The organism is Humiphilus diazotrophicus, assembly GCF_059726315.1.
Genome location: NZ_AP040870.1, coordinates 705,582 through 725,769, shown reverse-complemented (window position 1 = coordinate 725,769; position 20,188 = coordinate 705,582). Strand labels below are relative to the sequence as shown.

Below are 20,188 nucleotides of genomic sequence, written 5' to 3'. Positions count from 1 at the left end.
ATTCGCTTTCTATAGCATTTGTGCTGGCAGTGCTCTAGAAGCTTGTTTGGACACGGAAGTTTGCATTTACAGGCTCGCCAGGATAGAGATAGCTATAGCTGCCTCCCGATGATTCCCAGTAGCGATGATCGAAGAGGTTCCCCAAGTTGGCGCTGATCTTCAAGTGATGAGCCCAGTTATAGGCGACCATGGCATCGACCACTCCGTAAGCAGGCATTCGCACGAATAGCGATGGAGAGGATGCTGCGATCGTATTCGTATTTCGGCGAGATGCTGCATGGACACCGCCTCCTATCTCAAGTCCGTTGAGGGGACCTTCGATGAACTCGTGCGTACTCCAGATCCTGAGCGACTCCTTCGGTACATTGGGCAGCATCGATCCGGTGAGATAGGTTCCATCTTTGCTGACCCGAGCGTTGGTAAAGGCATACGCGGTGAGCAAGTTCCAATTGTGAGGCAAGCGATACGAGCCATCCAACTCAATGCCCCGGCTGCGCTGCCCGCCAAGGGCTACTTCGTATCCCAAGGTGTTTCTGGTGGGGTCGGGATCGGACATGACGACATTGTTCAGGTTGATCTGATAAACCGCAGCTGTGAGGCTGGCATTGTGGGCGAGAGTGGACTTTACGCCTATCTCAAACTGACTACCGGTTTGCGGATCGAAGTTTTGCACGATCCCATCGGTTGTGGTGTTGGGCGTATTGGGGAGGAAAGTTGTGGAGTAATCGGCGAAGACAGTTGTGCTCGAGTGCACGTCATAGAGAGCACCCGCACGCCAGGCCGTTTTATTGTTGTCCGTGGAGTTTTTATAACTCTTGGCTGCAGCGGTGGCATTCATGCCAAAGTCGTTCCCCGTCTTCCATCGGGGCATGAAATTGATCCCGGCGGAGAAGCGCAGTTTATTCGTAACTGCGGCGACGTCATTGAGATAAATGTCGTGCTGATGATTCCAGTAGAGTCCCCAGACATAACGCATCGAAGAGCCGACCTTCTCCCATTGCGGATTGGTGGGATCGGTGAAGCTCGTTGTTCCCGTGATATTGGTTCCACGGTACATGTTCATGCTGTAGCCCAGCTTCGCGAAGCGATAACCGGCAATCAGATCGTGCTTGATGCGCCCGGTAGAGAAACGGCCATCGACCATCGTATCGGTATCCCAGGTTAGAACCGGTCCCATATGGATCTCACTGTACGACTCCGTGTACTTGGGTGTGTTCCCATTCCAACTCGGAGTCGCCGAGAGTCCGCGAGTCAGGCGTCCATTGCGGATTACCTGTCCGGCAGAACGTAGGTGCCAATTCGAATTGAAACGATGTTCGTAGAGCGCGCGGCCGTTGTGTACGTTATATGTCCACTGCGAGATAGGAGCATAGACATTGAGCTCCATGTCGAAACTGCCCATGTTGATCAGGGTGCCATTGCGCAGAGCATATCCCGGCTGTCCGCTGTAGGGGCGTGCCGATTGCCAGCGGCGCTCATATTGAAGCGTGAATGCGTCTTTCGCTGTGAGCAGCCCTTGAAGGATGACATTTGCTGCTCGCCTCTTTTGATCGGTGTTGTTCGCGAAAAGTTGCGGCTCTGCAATGTTCAGGTTGGCTCGTGTTAACCATTTGCCACTGCTGGTCAGCGGCTGTGAGAGATCTCCGGAAAATCCCCAACCTCCGTAGGAGTCGGTATTCGATTGGAAGGTGTATTTGCGTTCGGAGAGAGGCCTCTTCGTAATAAGGTTGATTACTCCACCGATGCCTCCGGAAAAGGCTCCGTACTCGAGTCCCGATGGCCCTTTGAGAACTTCAATTCGATCCACGCTTCCCATCCAGCCCATGTTGCCATTGGACTGTGCGTCCCATAGTCCATCACGCAGAGTCTGACTGACGGTGAAGCCGCGAATGATCGTGCTGGTCTGTGTGTCGAGCATGTAATAGCCGGGGTAAGAATTGCTGAGCCCGGCGACATTTTGGGTTGCTTCAACGACACTGCGTGGATTCTGGTCTTCAATTATTTTGGAGGGGATGACCACTATATCCTGTGGTACCCAGTTGTCGGGAAGGTCTGCTTTACTTCCGGTTGTTCCGTGGGTGACAACATAGTCTTTCTTTCCTTGCGCATCTGCAGGTTCGCCGATTAACGGCTGCATGGTCCGCACATCAATCGTCTCGCGATGCGGAGCAATGGAAAGAACTAGATCTAGGGTGATTGGATCTCCGCCCATGATATGAACAGATTTCTTCGTTGCCTGAAAGCCCTTCGCCTGTACCTGCACTTCATAGAATCCCGGTGAAAGAGGTCCTGCCGAGTAGCTGCCTTGACTTCCTGTTACGACATGAGAGCTGGACTTCGTTTGGACGTTGGTGATAGTAAGTGCAGCTCCGGAAATCGCAGCCTGTGAGCCGTCCTTGACAATTCCGCTGAGCGTTCCGGATTCAGCGGCTTCTGCCAGTAGAGGTGTTGTCAAGGCGAGAAGGAGGCAAAGGACAGGTCGATGAAAGTTCTGTCGAAAATCAGCGAGAAATGAGGAAATGGCCACCCACAACGAAATGCAATTGAACATTACGTTCTCCTAGGGATGTACGAACCCGTGCGTTACAGCCGGCGATAGTTGCCACGTCTCCGTGGTGTTTCGATCTCCATAGCTTGCTGTGTACTTTTTAGGGGAATAGTTGTCACGTTAACACGACATGTGTCATTTATCAAATACATTTAAGACGCAGACACTTTTACGCTGCTAGTGGTAGGAGCAGAAGGGGATTGGATCGCTACTCAACGGGCAATCGAAAGTGCACGCCCTTGCGAGAAATGATTTATGGCTGTGTTTTAAGGGGCGTCTGCTGTGCTACAGGAGCGCAAAGGCGTAATCGAGTTTGCACCGCAATCCGGCCTCTACGTCGATCTCCGGAGTGAAGCGGCCTTTAACGACGAGTCCTCTTATCTGAAGTACGCCGAAGCTGGTCAAGGCTCTTGATATGGTGACGCAGCTTCATCTGTTGCTCAAAATCCTGCAGTTATTCCTCGTGAACTAAGCTGCCGCTACCGGATACTTTTTTCGTATCCAGACAAAGACTGGCAATCCTAGCAGGATGATAGCCGTGCCGATGAGAGAGCCTTTGATGTTGCTCGAGTACGACGAGTAGAGCAGAATTCCTGCTCCCATCACGAAAATCGCGGGAAGAACAGGATATCCCCATACACGATAGGGACGTTTTGCCTCTGGCATCTTGTGCCGATAAATGAACACCGTTGTCGCCGTGACCATGTAGAAGAGCCACTCTGAAAAGATTGCGAGTTCGAAGAGCTGCTGAAACCGTCCCAGGGCTAGCAGTAGAAATGTCGAAAGCAATCCCTGGATGACGAGTGAAGTTGAAGGGCTCTGAAACCGGGGATGAATCGTTGCCCAACGCGAGAAGAAGAGGCGGTCGCGGGCTGCGGCGAAGGGTATCCGCGCTCCCGACATGATGGTTCCATTCAGCGTGACGAAGATGCTGAGCGCCATGCCTGCAGAAACCAGTGCTGCTCCTCGGCTGCCGGAGATGAGAGCCATTGCTGCTACAGCTGGCCGGGGAGATGCTGCAATTTGTACAGCGGGAAGCACGTATTGGATTGCGGCGTTGGTTGCCATAAAGAGAGCGCCGACAATGAAGATTCCACCGAGCAGTGCGATTGGAAGATTGCGTTCCGGATTTTTGACCTCACCGGCTACCATCGTGAGATCGTTCCATCCGTCATAAGCCCAGAGGGCAGCGATCAGAGCGATCATGAATCCGCTGAAGCCGCCCGTAGCACCCGGAAAGACTGTGACGAAGTTGCTCCAATGTCCCAGGGGACTCAAAAAGCAGAAGCCAACGATGACCAGGATGAGTATCGCTTTTAGCCAGGTAAAGACAAGCTGGAAATCTCCGGCCTTCTTAATACCGAGGTAATTCAATCCAGTGATCAACCATGTAACGAAGATCGCGAAGACTTGACCCCAGGTCAAAGGCAGAGAACCGATAGTATTCTCAAGTCCGTGAAACGACGGGAATATTCCGAGAGTTCGTGCGAGTCCGCTTGTAACGCTGGCAATGGATGCAGGTTTGGCCACGGCAAACCATGTCCACATGTAGAGAAAGGCCGGAACATCACCGTAAGCGCCGCGAATATAGACATACTCGCCACCGGCATAGGGCAACATCGCTCCGAGTTCGGCATAGGTCATGGCTCCAAAGAGCGAGAGCAGGCCACCTGTGATCCACGCCAGGTAGACCATTCCTGAAGAGCCCACGGCGCGCATCATTTCCTGGGGAACAAGAAAGATCCCACTGCCGATGATGGTTCCAACCACGATAGCCGTTGCATGGGATGCCCCGAGGACTCGTGGCAGATCTTTTTTAGCTTCTGTCGTTTCCGCTGTTGTCATCCGTGTAGGGAGAGCCTACCCTATTTTCTCAAAAGTACGGAGAGAAAACTGAACTCTACCAGATAGATGTACGGGAATATCCCAGCCGGTCCCCGCGTCAGGACCGGCTGAGCATGAGTTGTAAGAGAGCGGGCTCTTATTCTGGAAGGCTCATTTGCCCATTGATGGTAAATGCCGTCTCTACGGTGGGGGCTCCGGTTCCGGGTTGTCCCCCTCCGATAGAGAGTGTGTAAGAGCCGGGTGCGACGAGACGGTCTCCTTTTTCATTGACGTAGCTGAGATCGCGAGGCTGGAGTGTAAGGTGGACTCTCTGGGTTTCTCCGGCTCCAAGATGAATGCGAGTGAAGCCGCGAAGAGCCCGCACTGGCGCGCCCTGCATCTGAGGGAAGTTTAGGTAGACCTCGACAACTTCGTCGCCATCTTGCTGGCTGTTGTTCTTCACGTCGGCATCGATGCTCAGGTCCTTACCTGCTTCCAGGTCCCTTGCCGAAATCTTGGCGTTGCTGTACTCGAATTTCGAGTAGCTAAGACCATATCCAAAGGGATAGAGCGGCTTTCCTTTGAAATAGCGGTAGGTACGGTTGGCCATCGAATAATCTTCAAAAGGAGGAAGCTGGTCAATGCCGGTATAGACCGTGACAGGAAGCCTGCCCGCCGGATTGTTCTTTCCTACGAGGGTTTCTGCAATGGCCGTGCCGCCCTCTTCTCCGGAGTACCAGGCTTCGAGAATTGCATTTGCATGCTCGTTGGCCCAGTTAACGGATAAGGCGCTTCCGTTCATGAGTACGACAATGAGCGGTTTCCCTGTGGCTTGAACCGCTTCGATAAGAGCCTCTTCTTCCTTGGGAAGATCTATTGTCGTTCGATCGCCACCTTTAAAGCCCTCGGTCTGGACATTCATCTCCTCTCCTTCCAGATCGGAGGTGATTCCAACAACGGCTACGACTACGTCGGCCTTCTTTGCTGCGGCGACTGCGTCTTCGAGAGGTGTTTTCGTGAGGTCGTTTGTCCAGACGAGATGAGCATTTGCATCACCTTTTGTCTGGAAGTACTCCACTTTAATCGCGTACTTTTTGCCCTTTTGGAGATGGAAGTCAGCGAGTTTGGTGACGGGTCCCGGAGAGGACCAGGATTCTACGATGAGCTTGTTGTCAATCCAGAGGCGGAAGCCATCGTCTGCCTTCATTCCGATTCGATAATCTCCTGTCTCCGTTGGTGTCATGAATCCGCTCCATCGAGCGGAGAAATCATCGGAGGCGAAGGCCCCAGTAGAGAAGCCTGGAACAGGCCTGAATAGGAAATTGAAGTTGATGCCTTTATCGACGCGGGTTAAAGCTGGTGTGCCCTTCAGTTCGGCGCCATGGAAATATTCTCCCTGCAGTCCAGGTTTACCGTCGGGAGTGGTGAAGAATTCGGCGGGCATGGGCTTGGGATCGCGTAGAAAATGCGTTCCAGGAACAAAGGTTACTTCGGCGGATGCGAACTGCTTGCGGATACCCTCAAGTGCGGTTGTGGCTCGGGAAGGTTCCCCGTTGTAATTGCCCTTGAGCACTCGAATGTTGTCGGCAAGTGGACCAACAACGGCTATTTTCTTCGGGGCGTTTATAAGGGGCAAGATTCCGTCATTCTTGAGCAGTACCATAGTCTCTCGCGCTGTCTTCAGTGAGAGTTGGCGATGCTCTTCAGAGTCGTTCTCTGAAAAGGGGATCTGCGCATAGGGGACCATCTCCGGTGGATCGAACATCCCGAGCAGGAAACGCGCCTTGAGGATACGGCGCAACGCCACATCCATGTCCTTCTCGGAGAGAAAGCCCTGCTTGACTGCGTCGATGTACTTCACATAGTCAGAGTTGTCGGGGACCTTTTGCAGGAAGTCGATACATTCGTTATCCATCCCCATCTTGAGTGAGATGGCAGCCGCTTCTTCTTTGGTCTTCGTGTAATGATGGCCTGACCATATATCCATTACCGCGCCGCAATCGGAGACTACGAAGCCATTAAAACGCCAGGCGACTCGCAGTTGATCCCGGAGAAGAAACTGATTCGCGCAGGCCGGTTCTCCGTTGATGCTGTTGTAGGCACACATAGTCGAGGCTGCATGGCCATCGACGATAGTGGCGCGGAAGGCGGGCAGGTACGTGTCTTCTTCGTCATGCTTCGAGATATCGACATTGAATTTGTGCCGTAGAGGCTCAGGCCCGCTATGGACAGCAAAATGTTTCGGGGTAGAGACAGTCCGCAGATACTTTGGATTATCTCCCTGCAGGCCGGTTACAAAGGCTATTCCCATGTTTGCTGTAAGGAAGGGATCTTCTCCGTAGGTCTCCTGCCCTCGTCCCCAGCGTGGATCCCGGAAAATATTGATATTAGGAGACCAGAAGGTTAGGCCTTCGAAGATATTGTGGCGTCCCTGCCGAACTGCTTCGTGATGCTTGGCCCGCCCTTCGATGCTGATAACGGTAGCAACATTGTGGAGTAGTGGAGTGTCCCAGGTCGCTCCAAGAGCAATAGCTTGTGGAAAGACCGTTGCCACACCCGCGGAAGCCACCCCATGCAGGGCCTCACTCCAGTAGTCGTACTCCGGAACGTTGAGTCGGGGAATTGCTCTGGCCTGGTTGACCAGTTGAGAAGCCTTCTCCTCCAACGTCATGCGAGAGACAAGATCGTCAACCCGCTGGTCGATGGGCAGTGAGGGATTCAGATATGGAGGGTTTGAATTGGGCTGTGTTGATTGGGCTATGAGAGACGTGGTGGCCAATATCAGAACAACGGGAATTCGCTTTACAAAGCCAATCGAATACATCGGTTCTCCTCTTGCGGATAAAGCTGAGGTCAGTGGACTGAGAGAACGATTCGAGACAGCGTTGTCTCGAGGATGTACAAACTTAGCGGTCGAAATAAATCGGTTTATATCTTGCGGACGGAAGGCTAGTAGATAAGTAAGGCAGCTGTCAAGAAAACATTACAGAGGCGTTTTGTGGACAGGCAGAGCTCAGGCGTGAGCTCCTGCTCATAGCTGTAATTATGGTATCTGCGTTAGGGGAAGCTTGAATTATTGGGCAAAAGACTGTAATTCAAGCCAGACGGCTTTCCCCTAAGTCCAGTTCTCGTTCAAGGCGCCGATGTATCCCGTCTCCAATTCTCCCGCTTGCGCGCAAGAGGTTGAGTTCTTCGCGTTCCCTCCGAATCGTATCCAGCAATACTCTGTGCATCGTCAAGCCAACAGAGCTTTCCTCTGCGGTGGTTCCATCTGGGCCGCAGTCTTCGATTTCTGCGATCTTGTGTTCGTATTGGTGTAATAGATCTTCGTAAAGATGGGTCTCCTGCTCTCCTTTTGCGGAATTCTTGCGCTCATCCAGAAAATCAATTGCTGCCTGCAATAGAAGACGTCGCGCCTCTCCTTCTTCACAAAATCCTGTGTCGCGTTTGGAGAGGCCGAGCACTCGTACCAGCCAGGGCAGCGACAGACCCTGGACCACAAGCGTTACCAGGATCAGAGAAAAGGTGAGAAAGATGATGAAGCTTCGCTGGGGGAAGGGGCTGCCATCCTTCAATGTCAGTGGTAGGGAATTTGCCGCAGCCAAGGCTACGACTCCTCGCATTCCCGTCCATCCCACCACGAAAACCTGATTTGATTGAGGTTTGAGGTAGTGTTGATGCGCAATTCTGGTTCGGAACCACCACGCAATACGTGCTGCCGGGTACATCCATACCATGCGCAGCAACACCAAAATGGCCGAGAATGCCAAGGCATACCCAAGAAGGCTCAATTTGCTTTGTCCGCGAATACCGGTAAGGACGTAAGAGAGTTGTAGTCCGATGAGGACAAATACCAGTCCGTTTAGCAGAAACTCTATAGCATCCCAAACCGCCATTGCTTGCAGCCGAACTTCGGGAGAAAAGAAACTCGAGCTTCGCCTGCTGACATAAAGACCGCAGGCCACTACCGCAATCACCCCGGAGGCCTTCACTGCATCTCCAGCCAGATACGTTGCATAGGGCACGATCAGGGAGAGCGCGATCTCTACCGGGCCGTCATTCACCCATTGCTCAAGCCATGTCACAATGAGCCCAATTGCCAGACCAACGAGTACTCCTCCGACAATTAGCCACGCGAATTCAAGGAGCCCGTGGATCAGAGTTGGTGTGGTTCCTTGAACAACCATCTCCACGCCGAATTGCAGCGCCAGAAGACCGGTGGCGTCGTTTAGGAGACTCTCTCCTTCCAGCAGGTCCACGATTCGTTGGGGCATACCGACCCTGCGAGCAATTGAGGTTGCTGCTACTGCATCGGTTGGTGATACTACAGCACCCAAGAGGAATCCGAGCTGCCAATTGAAACCTGGAAGCCACCACTTCGCCGCGAAGGCCACGCCAACGGCGGTGAAGAATACAAGGAATACAGCAAGACTGAATACGGATGCGAAGTTGTATTTGAACTCTCGCCAGGAGGTCTGCCAGGCCGCGATATAGAGAAGCGGCGGCAGTATCACAAGAAAGACAATCGACGGAGGCAGAGGGATATTCGGAACGTGTGGAAGTAGAGAACACAACAATCCAAACGCAACCAGAACGATTGGGTACGATATTGCGAGTCGGCGCGCCAAGCCTGCAACTGCCGCTACCGCACAGAGCAAGCCGAGTAGCAGTTCCAGGATATAGTTCAAGTGATCCATCAGGCAGGTATGCTCCCTGTCATGGCAAATAGTGTGTTCTCTTCTTAAGATTTATCGCAAGGTTTTTGCGCTTTCCTATTGGATGACACGTAGGGAGTTGAAGGTGCGGAAATGCTCTGGAAGTGGTACCGGGGCGGCAAAGCCTGTAAAGAAGGATATTCCATCTTGACTGCGGAATATGGGCCGCTAGCCAAGATGGAAGATTAGGGGGTCAGTATTTCTGATCGAAGAAAGCTTGAGCTTGGTTGTTACTGAATCCTCGATGACGCGTTGTTTGAATGGCCTGAGGTGAGCGCTGTCGCCCTGCCAGCTGCTGCATAGAGATTCAGCCGTGAATACACACCAAACGAAGAGCCATCATCCAGGAAACCACCACCCGGCCCCTCGGTTTCGGTAAGAATCTGGTTAGCCTGCTCCATCGTCAAAGAGGGGAAAGCGATGGTCAGCAGATAGCCGGCTTCTGGAGCAAGCTTGCCGACATCTTCGAGTCTGTTGGCATCTTTCGGATAGACGACCGGCAGGTTGTAGGTCTGTGTGGAGGCGTAAAAAGCCTCATCTCCTGCGGCATTGCTCAAGCGTCCTGTATCCTCACGAGCGCAGATCTCCATCGTGTTACCACAGCCAGCTTCCAGCGCTTTAACGATATCGGCACGTGCTGCTTTCATTGCAGCCTGAAAGTCCTTGATCCTCGGCGCACCTTTTAAGGGCTGATCGACATAGGTTGGATCATTGGCAAGAAGATGTGCAAGATCATACATGGCCAGGGTTCGTCCTCCCATTACGTCCATTGTGTAATGGGCCCCCATGATGATGCGGTCGTTGCCATATTCAGCACCTCTCGCAATCATCTGCTGGTATCGCTCCGGAACAAGAATCGCTAGCAGTATTGAACCGGTATAACCATAGGTCGTATGTCCACTTGGATAAGAAGGACTATTGATCAAGTTCATGATTGGTCCACGATTGTAAACATCGTTGGTGGCACGAACATTGAGGTAGTCATGGCCGACAAACCGAAGAATACTTGGTTCAGTCTGGAAGGGACGCGAGTTACCGTAGGCATCGGCTCCGGGACTTCCGGCGGGCAGGTTATAGTTCGTTCCGAACATATCGGGATGGCCACCGTTGTCCTTGAGAATCTTCATTGCTTCTGCCGAAACGGGGGTCTTCCCGTCGGTAGTCTGATTTGCGAAGAAGTATTTACCAGAATTTGAGTTCGCTCCGGTGATAGCTTCAGCATAAGCAATCACGTCTGCTACAGACTGAGACACGCTGGTAAAGTGCTTCTCATCGATGTAGTGGGCCCGTGCCAGATAAGCGGAACCTAGCGTCGTTCCCAGTCCATCGGACAGTTGGGCTAGGTTTTTACCTGTAATAAACGCGTCCCGAAGTGCCTGCTGTTGTTGTTCCGCAAAGGGCAGAAGCGTAGCCTGTCTGATTTCTCCATTCTGGATGCCACCGGTAACCACATAATTTGCTCCGAGGGCTGCTCTTCCTTCTGGAGTGTTGGCTAGTACTGTTACCGGTGCAAGGCCTTTCAAAACGGCCATATCCGTGGCCGATTGTGCGTTAACCTGAATAGGCAGTAGTGCAAGGAAGCTTCCAATTACCAAAGACATGCTGGGAAAACACACAGCTGTATAGAACGCAGGCAATAGTCCGGTTTTTTTCATGGCTGAATCATATTACATGCGCTGCTCTGTATGTTTCCAGAGAGCTCTTGTCTTGAAACCAGAGCTCCGTTGTATGACATTTGTGGAACAGTATCGATTTGTCATGCAATTTCTGGAGTGATAACAAGCACCTCATTGCATTTCTGTTTGAAGCCCTCCATCCGGCACTGGAGCATTTCCCGAAAAGATGTAGACCAAAGCAATAAAGTTGGCGCGGCTTTCTGCCAAAGAAAGCCGCTCTTCACCTAACTTGGAAAGTCACAGTATTTCGGAAAATGCTTTAATGCTGGATCGCATGTCTTGCTTGTGGTCTTCGGACAGCGGACAACCGCGCTTTTCCATAAATACGGTTGTTCCATATCGGAGTTATGCGGAGATATTTCTTAGTCCTACTAAGCTAATTCAGAAGATTACCAGCAAGGTTCCGTACATACGCTAATTGGATTGCCAGATATGCTGGAGAGTCGAGAAGGATCAAAAGTCAGATTGCAAGAGGGGATTCTATTCCTCAATTCCATTCTTCCTGAAGCGGAGGACGTTCCTTAGTCCAAGTGCACCGAAAAACAAGCAGCCAATACTAACAGGACCAAAGATGAGGGGCATGATAAATCCCCTGTCTCTTCCTCCATTTCCGGCCTATTGTTTATTGCCTCACTCTCGTTTCTATTGCATATGACTGGTTTCAGCTTCCGGGTGAAAGTGCTGATAGATTTTTTCGGCTGTCTTGCGAGGTACGACTGCAATTAATGCTTCCATATCGGCATTCTGAACGCTCCGTAAGCTACCGAAATGCTCAAGGAGGCGCTTGCGCGTTAAATCTCCTACACCAGGAACTGACAACAATTCCGAGTTTCGATCTCGCATTTCGCGACGCTTGCGGTGATAGGTAATAGCGAAACGATGGGATTCATCGCGAATCTGCTGAACTAAGTGCAAAACTGGAGAACGGCGATCAATAACGATCGGTTCATCTTCCTGCCCGTAGAGATAAATCAATTCTTCACGTTTAGCAATGGAAGCGAGTGGCTGGGTTGTAAGTCCGAGTTCTTCTAATGCTGCTGCTGCTGCCCGTAGCTGGCCAATACCACCGTCGATCAGGATCAGGCTTGGCATCTCCTGTTTTTCTTCCTGGACACGACGATAGCGTCGCAGGACTACTTCATGCATTGACGCAAAATCATCAACTCCTGTTACCGTCTTGATCTGGAACTTACGGTAGTCGGATTTCTTCATTCCACTTTTCTCCCACACAACCATCGATGCCACCGTTTCGGCCCCCTGAATATGGGAGATGTCGAAGCACTCGATTCTCCGGGGCAACTCGGGCAGCATAAGAACATCCTGCAACGTCTCCTGAATTGCCTTTTGTGTAGGAATTAGAACCCGGAAGCGTTGATCGTAGCTTTGCTTTGCGTTTTGCCCTGCCAGATCGACGAGAGAGCGCTTTTCTCCTCGCTGTGGAACTGCCAATTCCACCTTATGTCCACGGCGCTCGGTAAGAAACTCTTGCAGCGTCTCACGATCTGTGAAGTTGACCGGCACAAGTACGCTTTTAGGAACATAGTTCTGGTCGATATAGAGTTGCTTTAAGAGGGCAGAGAAGAAGAGTCCAGGATGAAATTCTCCGTTTTTCTGCACTGGATTGTCTTCTTCTGTTGCGGATTCCTCCGGCTGGCCATTCTCTTCGGGGCCGATCAGCTCCGGGATGTCTTCCCAGAAGAATTCGCGGCGATCCACGATCTTGCCTCCCCGCATATGGAAGAGGTTCACTGCGAGCATTCCGTTTTCGTAGTGGTATCCGAAGACGTCGGCGTCGTCGTTCTCGACTGTTGCAATGCGCTGTTTGTCTTGTAGCTGGTTGACCGTGATCAGCAGATCCCGGTACTTGGCCGCAAGTTCGTACTGCTCGTTGACGGCCGCCGTTTCCATACGGTCTTTCAGCGACTTTTCCAGGTCATGTTGACGTCCTTCGAGGAACATCTGGGTGTCGCGGACGGCCTCGCCGTAGATTTCAGGTGTCGTGAGCTCCTGAACGCAGGGGCCTAAACAGCGCTTGATGTAGTACTGCAGGCAAGGACGTGAGTGGTAGCGTGAAAGATCCACTTTGCAACTGGGGATCAGAAAACTCCGATGGATCAGCTCCACTACCCGGTAAGCGAGGTTCCCTGGAAAGTATGGGCCGTAGTAGGCGCTTCCGTCTTTCCTTAGCCGTCGGGTGACAAAGACCTTTGGAAAACGATCTGCCAGAGTCAGTTTTACGTAGGGATACGTCTTATCGTCGCGAAGAAGAATGTTGAAGCGGGGCTTTTTCTGCTTAATGAAGTTGTTTTCGAGAGCAAGCGCTTCACGCTCGTTGTCGACGGTGATGTAGTCCAGGTCGACGGCCTCTCGCATGAGCGAGCCTGTCTTGGCGTTGGCCTGTGACGCCTCCAGAAGGTAGGAGCGTACGCGTGAACGGAGATTCTTGGCCTTACCTACATAGATGATTTCGCCTTCAGCGTTCTTGTAGAGGTAAATTCCTGGCCCGGTAGGTAGGGTGCGTATCTTCTCGTAAAGATCCATTGTGGCAGGTGCTCACTTCTCAGTTTATTCGCTTCGATGGATCCCGTGGAGAGCGGGCAGAAAGGAGTGCCCAAAGATGTAAAAATTACGCGAAATCTTTTATTTGAACCATTTTACAAAAGTGCTAGATCAATTTATCTGATTGATTCTAAACGGAAATACGAAAAGCATCTTTTTGGCTCTCTACTTGCATATTGCCAATATGAAAAGGGAGTAGGTTCTCCCTGGAGTTCAATCCGCCGCGCGCCTTAGCAGGCTTCGGCGATAGTTTGGAGTTGCCATCAATATGACACGGATGCAACGGACGTCCTTGCAGATTGGTTCCATCACCGGGGTCCTTTCCCTTCTGCTCGCTACAGGTTGTACGACCAAGAATTACGTGAGGAATCAGACCACTCCTGTCATTCAGAAGACGAATGAGCTGGATGATGCTACTGCGACGAATAATCGGAATATTCAGGATGTAGATCATCGGGCACAACAGGGAATCGCTCAAGCTCAGCAATCCGCCAATTCGGCGACACAGAACGCAAACCAGGCTGGCCAAGCGGCAAACCAGGCTCAGCACTCTGCACAGGAAGCAGTCAACCGGGCCGACAGCCTGGCAGGACTGGTAGCGAATCTTGATAACTACAAGCAAATGGGCGATGTGTCTGTGACCTTTGGTTTCGATAAATCGAACTTGACTAAGAAGGACAAGGAGCAGCTCGATCAGTTTGCCTCTCAGATACAGGGTGCAAAGAGCTACATCCTGGAAATTACTGGAGGCACCGACTCAACCGGAAGTGCCCAATACAACTATGATTTGAGCCAGCGCCGGGCTGATGCTGTAGTGCAGTATCTGGCTTCGAAGTACCAAATTCCTGCGCACAAGTTTTACCTGATCGGCATTGGGAAGGACGTTGCCGTCGCCAGCAACAATACCTCTCAGGGACGGGCAAAGAACCGTAGAGTAGAAATTCAACTGCTTTCGAATATGGGTGGTTCTCAGGGCAGCATGTCTCAACTGCAACCGCAGCAGCAACAATAAGAACCGTAGTTCTCCCGCAACGGATGACATGCAAAGAGCAAGAGGGGCTGCCGCATTGTGCGGCAGCCCCTCTTGCTCTTTGGCTTAAAAGTATAAAATATTAGGAGAAACAGCAGTCGCCAAAACTGAGGCAATTGCTAATGGGGCATGCTATTTCCGCCAGCTACATCGCCAGGTGCTTGATATGTTCGGCACGAACGTCTTTTGCGGTAAAGAGGCTTAAGAAGGGGGCGTCTTGTGCTGCGGCTTCTACTGCAGCTCTGCCACCCGCCTCTTCACGCTCAACGAGGCACACTACAGCTGCCACCTTCATATCCGCTTCACGAACCGTTTCAATCGCCGTGATGGTGGAAGCGCCCGTCGTACATACATCGTCTACAACCAGTACGGACGCACCTTTTTCGCAGAAGCCCTCGATCTTCCGCCCTGTTCCGTGAGCTTTTTCCGCTTTGCGAACCAGGAAACCATGGATCAACGGTGCCCCGTGGTTTTCCCTCGCATACCAGGCGCTGGCTGTAGCCACGTTCGAGACGATAGGATCGGCTCCCATGGTCAGGCCCCCGACAGCGGCCGGTTTGATTTTATGTTCGTGGAGGAGGTCGAGAATTGCATGGCCGGTCAAGCGGCCACCCTCAGCATGTAACGTGGTGATCCGGCAATCGATATAGTAATCGCTTGTTCCTCCGGATGAGAGTTTGAATTCGCCGAGCTTGAAGGAAAGCTTCGCCAACAGCCCCAAGAGTTGCTTCTGGTGATCGGTAAGCATCACCAGAATTTTAGATCATTGTGCGCTAACTCTGAATCTTCTCCAGATGGCGGAAGCCTCCTGTTGCGAAGAAGATGGTTGCAAAAAGGGTAAGGTTGTAGGCGGCGTGAACGATTGAGCTGGCAGCCAGGGAGCGCGTTGAGAAGCGTACGGCACAAAGAACCAGGCTGACACAGTAGAGAACAGCGAGCGGAGCCCAGGAATGTGCCAGCTGTTCAGAGTGAATAATCGCAAAGCCCACGCTGGTGATAAGTGAGGCAAAGATCATCGCCGGTAAGCTCCACTGCGTTTGTCCAGTAGCGTCGACTATGAGCTTGTCCTGTCCTTTGACCTTATTGGAGGCCCATTCCCAGGTGTTTGCCAGTGCAGGAAGGAGGAAGCCACGGAAGACAAGCTCCTCGAAGAAGGGCGCGATAAACACACCGAAAAAGGCGACTGTCCAAATAGAACGAGAAGTCCTAAAGAATTCGTCGATTGGTAAGCCCTTCGGGATGGGTAAAAAGTTGGACAGCAGTTCTACGATCAGGCTGATGCAAATACCCAACCCAATGAATCCGGGCAGATGCTTCTTTGCCGAACTAAAGCACCAGGAAACGCCTTCCGACAGACTGCGATCCCAGAGATAAGGCATGATTAGGGAACTAAGCCCCGCCGTCATGCCATAGATTACGGCAAGCATCCCCACCAGAATGAAGGTGTTTTTCTGCAATTCTGCAACCGGGAGATTCCCAAAAACGTGCATTGCAATTGCCATGATGAGGGTCAACCACACCAAGGCATAGGACAGGCCAAGTATGCAGAAGAACACGACGACGTGTCCCAGGTGTGGGATCAACCGAGGACCCGCTTCCGGGGCGAGAAGAGGAGTTGCTTCGTGGGGAAGACTTGCCTCGGGCCACGGCGTTAATGGTGAATCAGGAGTCATGAAACAGTTGCTTTCTTGCGCGTTGTTCCGGGCTTTTTCGCCTTCTCCTTTTGGATCGTAGGAGCGGCAGTTTTTGGGCTGCTGGCATAATACCTTGCCAGGAACCGTCCCGTATGTGATTCCTTTACTTGGGCCACGTCTTGCGGCTGGCCTTCGGCTACAATCTGGCCGCCTTCTTCTCCGCCCTCAGGACCTAAATCGAGGATCCAATCGGCGTTACGGATAACGTCAAGATTGTGCTCGATAATCACAACCGTATTCCCGAGATCGGCCAAGCGATGAAGAACTTCAAGTAGTTTACGGACATCGTCAAAATGAAGACCCGTCGTTGGCTCGTCCAAAAGGTAGAGCGTGCGTCCAGTCTGACGTTTTGAGAGTTCGCGGGCCAGCTTGATTCTCTGCGCCTCGCCTCCGCTCAGCGTGGTGGCACTCTGTCCCAGATGGATGTAGCCTAATCCGACATCGACAAGAGTTTGTAACTTCTGCCGAACTTGAGGAATATCCTCTAGCAAGGGAAGAGCATCCTCGATTGTCAGATCGAGCACGTCGGCTATCGAGTGCCCTTTGAATTTCACGGCCAGGGTCTCCTGATTGTAACGACGGCCATTGCAGACTTCGCATTGGACGTAGACATCAGGAAGGAAGTTCATCTCAATTCTGCGCTGTCCGTCCCCCTGGCAGGCTTCGCAACGTCCGCCGGCAACATTGAAGGAGAAGCGGCCAGCCTTGTATCCGCGTTGGCGGGATTCCGGCAACATCGCAAACAAATCGCGAATTGCTGTAAAGACGCCGGTGTAGGTTGCAGGGTTGGATCTGGGCGTACGTCCAATCGGCGACTGATCGATCTGGATTACCTTGTCGATCTGATCGATACCCTCAACAGTTGTGTGTTCTCCCGGCTCTTCTCTTGATCCATAGATCTCTTTGGCTAATGCCCGATAAAGAATTTCGTTGACCAGGGTGCTTTTGCCGCTACCGCTTACCCCGGTGACAACTGTCATGATTCCGATAGGGAAGCGAGCCGTCAGATTGCGAAGGTTATGGCTGCGAGCGCCCTTTACCGTGATCCAGTTGTTGGTCAATGGGCGCGGTTCGGCTCGATGTAGGATTCCCGCCTCTCCGGAAAGGTATTTCCCGGTGAGAGAATCCGGAGTTTCCATGATCTGCTTCGGCGTACCTTCTGCAACAACCAGTCCTCCGAGGCGTCCAGCTCCCGGACCAAGATCCAGAACGTAATCTGCATGTCGGATTGTGTCCTCATCGTGTTCTACGACGAGGACGGTATTTCCAAGATCGCGGAGAGACTCCAGTGCTGTGATCAGCCTCATATTGTCACGCTGATGGAGACCGATAGAGGGCTCATCCAGGACGTAGAGGACGCCTCGCAGCCTTGAGCCGATCTGTGTAGCTAGACGAATCCGTTGTCCTTCGCCGCCGGACAGGGAGGCAGCGTCACGATCCAGGGAGAGATACCCAAGCCCGACGGTATTCAGAAATTCAAGCCGCTCGATAACTTCCTTTCGCAGTCGCTCTGCAATGAGAGCATCGCGTCCTACAAGCTTGAGCTGGCGTGCTGACTCCAGAGCCATCCGTAAGGAAAGAGCCGTAAAGTCAGAGATGGACATCTCCCCAACGGTGACGGCCAGGGACTCCGGTCTCAAACGCTTGCCCTTGCATGCAGGACAGCGTGAGGCGGACATATAGCCGAGCATGTACTCACGGTATGCCTCCGACTTGGACTCCTCTAAGGCCTCGTGAAGATAGGCGAGGATCCCATGGAATCCGGTCTTTGGGGCTTCCGTTCTTGGTGGTCCGAAAAGTAGCAGATCCTGCTGCTTTTCAGGCAGCTCGCCGAAGGGTTTCTTTAGATCGATCTTGTACTTCTGGGCTGCCAGCACAATCAGGCGGTGAAGGTATTGGGAAGCAGATCCCGGCCCTAAAGCTCCATCTAGAAGCGGCTTTGACCAATCGGTGATGATCTTGGCGGGATCGAAATCGTAGATGTTCCCGAGCCCATGGCACTCCGGGCAGGCTCCATAGGTGGAGTTGAACGAAAAACTGCGTGGCTCCAGCTTGGGAACGTCCAGTCCGCATTCCGGGCAGGCCATGGACGACGAAAAGAGCTGTTCCTCGTTGCTGCCTGCAACCAGAACCATCACCAATCCGTTTGCCAGTTGCAGCGCTTGGGAGACCGAGGACTCCAAGCGCTTTTCCACCCCACCCTTAAGGACAAGACGATCGATGACAGCTTCGATCGTGTGATTCTTTCTCTTCTCCAGCTGAATAGGGTCGGCTAAATCGCGAATCTGTCCATCGATTCTGGCTTTGTATCCTTTTTGGTCCAGCGAGTCGAGAAGATCCTTAAATTCTCCTTTACGCCCGCGAACAACTGGGGCCAGGATGGAAACACGTTCCCCAGGAGCCAAGGCCAGGATTCTCTCAACTATCTGCTCTGCAGTTTGTCGGGAGATAGCGAGACCGCACTTGGGACAATGAGGAACTCCAATCGAGGCATAGAGCAGACGGAGGTAGTCGTAGATCTCGGTGATAGTTCCGACCGTTGAGCGAGGACTCCGGCTGGTTGTCTTTTGCTCAATGGAGATGGCTGGGCTTAGTCCTTCAATGGAGTCGACATCGGGACGCTCGATCTGATCCAGGAACTGCCGGGCATAGGCAGAAAGGGTTTCGACATAGCGTCGCTGGCCTTCGGCGTAGATCGTATCGAAGGCAAGGGAGGATTTTCCTGAGCCAGATAGTCCTGTCACTACAGTCAGTGTGTTGCGTGGGATCTGAACACTGATGTCGCGAAGATTATGCTGGCGCGCACCGCGCACTGTGATATGTGAAATGGACATGCTCTAGGGAAATTTTAGGCGAAAACTCGAATTGAAGCATAAACGGGAATGGGTACCACAAAATGAAAGGTCTCCATGGATTTCGTTGAAATTTATTGGAAGAAATCTGTCATAGGGGTATCTTAATAAGCAACAACAATATACATGAAGGCTCAACAAGTTCTGAGACAATGATTTACGGGTTCAAGTTTTTATAATCTTTCTGTCTCACGGAAAACAGCTTCGGGTCGATAAGGTCCCTAGCAGCCGATTGGAAGAGCACGTTGGACCTTATTTTCTGAAGGTTGAGTGAATGCAGGATTTAGTTAATACGATCATGCTGATCTGTGCAGTCCTGGCAGCAATGGCATTCGGCGTTTTGATGGCCTATGGCGTCTGTGTAGGTGCCTTTTCCATCCTTCGCATCCATGCCCGTTCGGTAGCTGCTTCTTCTGTGCGTAGTGCCAAGACACAGGTAGCCCGCGTTTCCTAAGCGCGATCCCCTTGAGCAGCCGTTCAAGGGATATATCTGTGCCCAATTTCCCTATACCACTTTAGTGTTATTGGTCCTTTCGTTAATGGGGATTACCGTTTAATAACGGTTCCCCAGTAGAAAGAAGCCAGGAAGGGTCATGCAGTCATTCTCCCGCTCCCTAGCAGCGGTGGGACTTGTATGCCTTACCCTCGTGTGCGTTTCGTGCGGTACAGACCTCTCCCTCTCCCAATCGGCTCTTACAACTCCGTTAGAGGGTATCGCAATCCTTTTCGGTTCTAATTCTGCCCTTGGCGATGTAACTCCGGTACACGATCCAAGCCTGATCCGGCAGGGGAATACTTGGTATTCCTTTAGCTCCGACAGTAACGGGACTCCGACAGATGCCTTTTTAAGCATTCGCTGTTCAAGTGACCTTATCTCGTGGAAGGACTGCGGCTCCGTTTTCACAAAGATTCCGTCATGGCTTGCAACTGCGCGGTCCCTGGTGCCGGAAGACTTTGGGCTCCCGATGTTTCCTATTTCAATGGCAAATATCACGTCTACTATGCCGGTTCTACGACGGGCTCACAGCAGTCGGTAATTGGGCTGGCAACGAAATACTACCTTGGATCGCTCGGATCCTGCTTATGCATGGGCTGATAACGGCGTTGTCCTTGCCTCACATTGGGGAGACGATTTCAATGCTATTGATCCGAATGTTCTGGTCGATGTGGATGGGCGTGTGTGGCTGACCTATGGAAGTTACTGGTCGGGGATTAAGCAAAGAGAGATTGATCCCGGGCGATGCCGAGCGCGGAGACTTGCTGATCTTTCATGCCCTCAAGTCGAGTGAA

Annotated in this window: 13 protein-coding genes; 4 read left to right on the top strand and 9 right to left on the bottom strand. The window is 52.1% G+C overall.

Annotated elements, in window-relative coordinates:
- Positions 1 to 34 precede the first annotated feature (34 nt).
- Positions 35 to 2,551 carry a TonB-dependent receptor domain-containing protein gene (locus tag AC6I7T_RS04565; protein WP_497792131.1) on the bottom strand — a complete coding sequence of 839 codons (2,517 nt, stop codon included), beginning with the start codon at positions 2,549 to 2,551 and terminating at the stop codon, positions 35 to 37.
- Positions 2,552 to 2,830: 279 nt separating this feature from the next.
- Here AC6I7T_RS04565 and AC6I7T_RS04560 point away from each other — a divergent pair, with 279 nt between their 5' ends.
- A complete protein-coding gene (locus AC6I7T_RS04560; RefSeq protein ID WP_497792130.1) occupies positions 2,831 to 2,962 on the top strand; it encodes a hypothetical protein in 132 nt (43 codons plus the stop codon).
- Between the two features lie 54 nt (positions 2,963 to 3,016).
- On the opposite strand, the gene AC6I7T_RS04555 is transcribed toward AC6I7T_RS04560, so the two are convergent.
- From AC6I7T_RS04555 to uvrC, 5 genes are all read right to left on the bottom strand, one after another.
- Positions 3,017 to 4,393, bottom strand: coding sequence for an APC family permease (locus tag AC6I7T_RS04555; protein WP_497792129.1), 1,377 nt, complete (start codon positions 4,391 to 4,393; stop codon positions 3,017 to 3,019).
- Between the two features lie 136 nt (positions 4,394 to 4,529).
- Positions 4,530 to 7,196, bottom strand: a complete 2,667-nt coding sequence (locus tag AC6I7T_RS04550) for a glycoside hydrolase family 3 C-terminal domain-containing protein (RefSeq protein WP_497792128.1) — start codon at positions 7,194 to 7,196, stop codon at positions 4,530 to 4,532.
- Positions 7,197 to 7,467: 271 nt separating this feature from the next.
- Positions 7,468 to 9,069, bottom strand: coding sequence for a Na+/H+ antiporter (locus AC6I7T_RS04545; RefSeq protein WP_497792127.1), 1,602 nt, complete (start codon positions 9,067 to 9,069; stop codon positions 7,468 to 7,470).
- Between the two features lie 248 nt (positions 9,070 to 9,317).
- Positions 9,318 to 10,742, bottom strand: a complete 1,425-nt coding sequence (locus tag AC6I7T_RS04540; protein WP_497792126.1) for a phosphatase PAP2 family protein — start codon at positions 10,740 to 10,742, stop codon at positions 9,318 to 9,320.
- Between the two features lie 663 nt (positions 10,743 to 11,405).
- Entirely contained in the window at positions 11,406 to 13,304 is a 1,899-nt protein-coding gene (gene uvrC, locus AC6I7T_RS04535) for an excinuclease ABC subunit UvrC (RefSeq protein ID WP_497792125.1), read from the bottom strand.
- 286 nt (positions 13,305 to 13,590) lie between these two features.
- Here uvrC and AC6I7T_RS04530 point away from each other — a divergent pair, with 286 nt between their 5' ends.
- Positions 13,591 to 14,334: an OmpA family protein gene (locus tag AC6I7T_RS04530; RefSeq protein ID WP_497792124.1), complete on the top strand. Its 744-nt coding sequence runs from the start codon at positions 13,591 to 13,593 to the stop codon at positions 14,332 to 14,334.
- 163 nt (positions 14,335 to 14,497) lie between these two features.
- On the opposite strand, the gene pyrE is transcribed toward AC6I7T_RS04530, so the two are convergent.
- The 3 genes from pyrE to uvrA are packed head-to-tail and all read right to left on the bottom strand — an operon-like array spanning position 14,498 to position 18,880.
- Positions 14,498 to 15,100: an orotate phosphoribosyltransferase gene (gene pyrE, locus AC6I7T_RS04525; protein ID WP_497792123.1), complete on the bottom strand. Its 603-nt coding sequence runs from the start codon at positions 15,098 to 15,100 to the stop codon at positions 14,498 to 14,500.
- A gap of 25 nt (positions 15,101 to 15,125) precedes the next feature.
- A complete protein-coding gene (locus AC6I7T_RS04520) occupies positions 15,126 to 16,025 on the bottom strand; it encodes a CPBP family intramembrane glutamic endopeptidase (RefSeq protein ID WP_497792122.1) in 900 nt (299 codons plus the stop codon).
- A complete protein-coding gene (uvrA, locus tag AC6I7T_RS04515) occupies positions 16,022 to 18,880 on the bottom strand; it encodes an excinuclease ABC subunit UvrA (RefSeq protein WP_497792121.1) in 2,859 nt (952 codons plus the stop codon). Before uvrA ends, AC6I7T_RS04520 begins: the two co-directional genes overlap by 4 nt.
- Positions 18,881 to 19,172: 292 nt before the next feature.
- Here uvrA and AC6I7T_RS04510 point away from each other — a divergent pair, with 292 nt between their 5' ends.
- Together AC6I7T_RS04510 and AC6I7T_RS04505 are read left to right on the top strand one after the other, a co-directional pair.
- Positions 19,173 to 19,352, top strand: a complete 180-nt coding sequence (locus tag AC6I7T_RS04510; protein ID WP_497792120.1) for a hypothetical protein — start codon at positions 19,173 to 19,175, stop codon at positions 19,350 to 19,352.
- A 607-nt stretch (positions 19,353 to 19,959) separates the two neighbouring features.
- Positions 19,960 to 20,187, top strand: a complete 228-nt coding sequence (locus AC6I7T_RS04505) for a hypothetical protein (RefSeq protein WP_497792119.1) — start codon at positions 19,960 to 19,962, stop codon at positions 20,185 to 20,187.
- Position 20,188 lies beyond the last annotated feature (1 nt).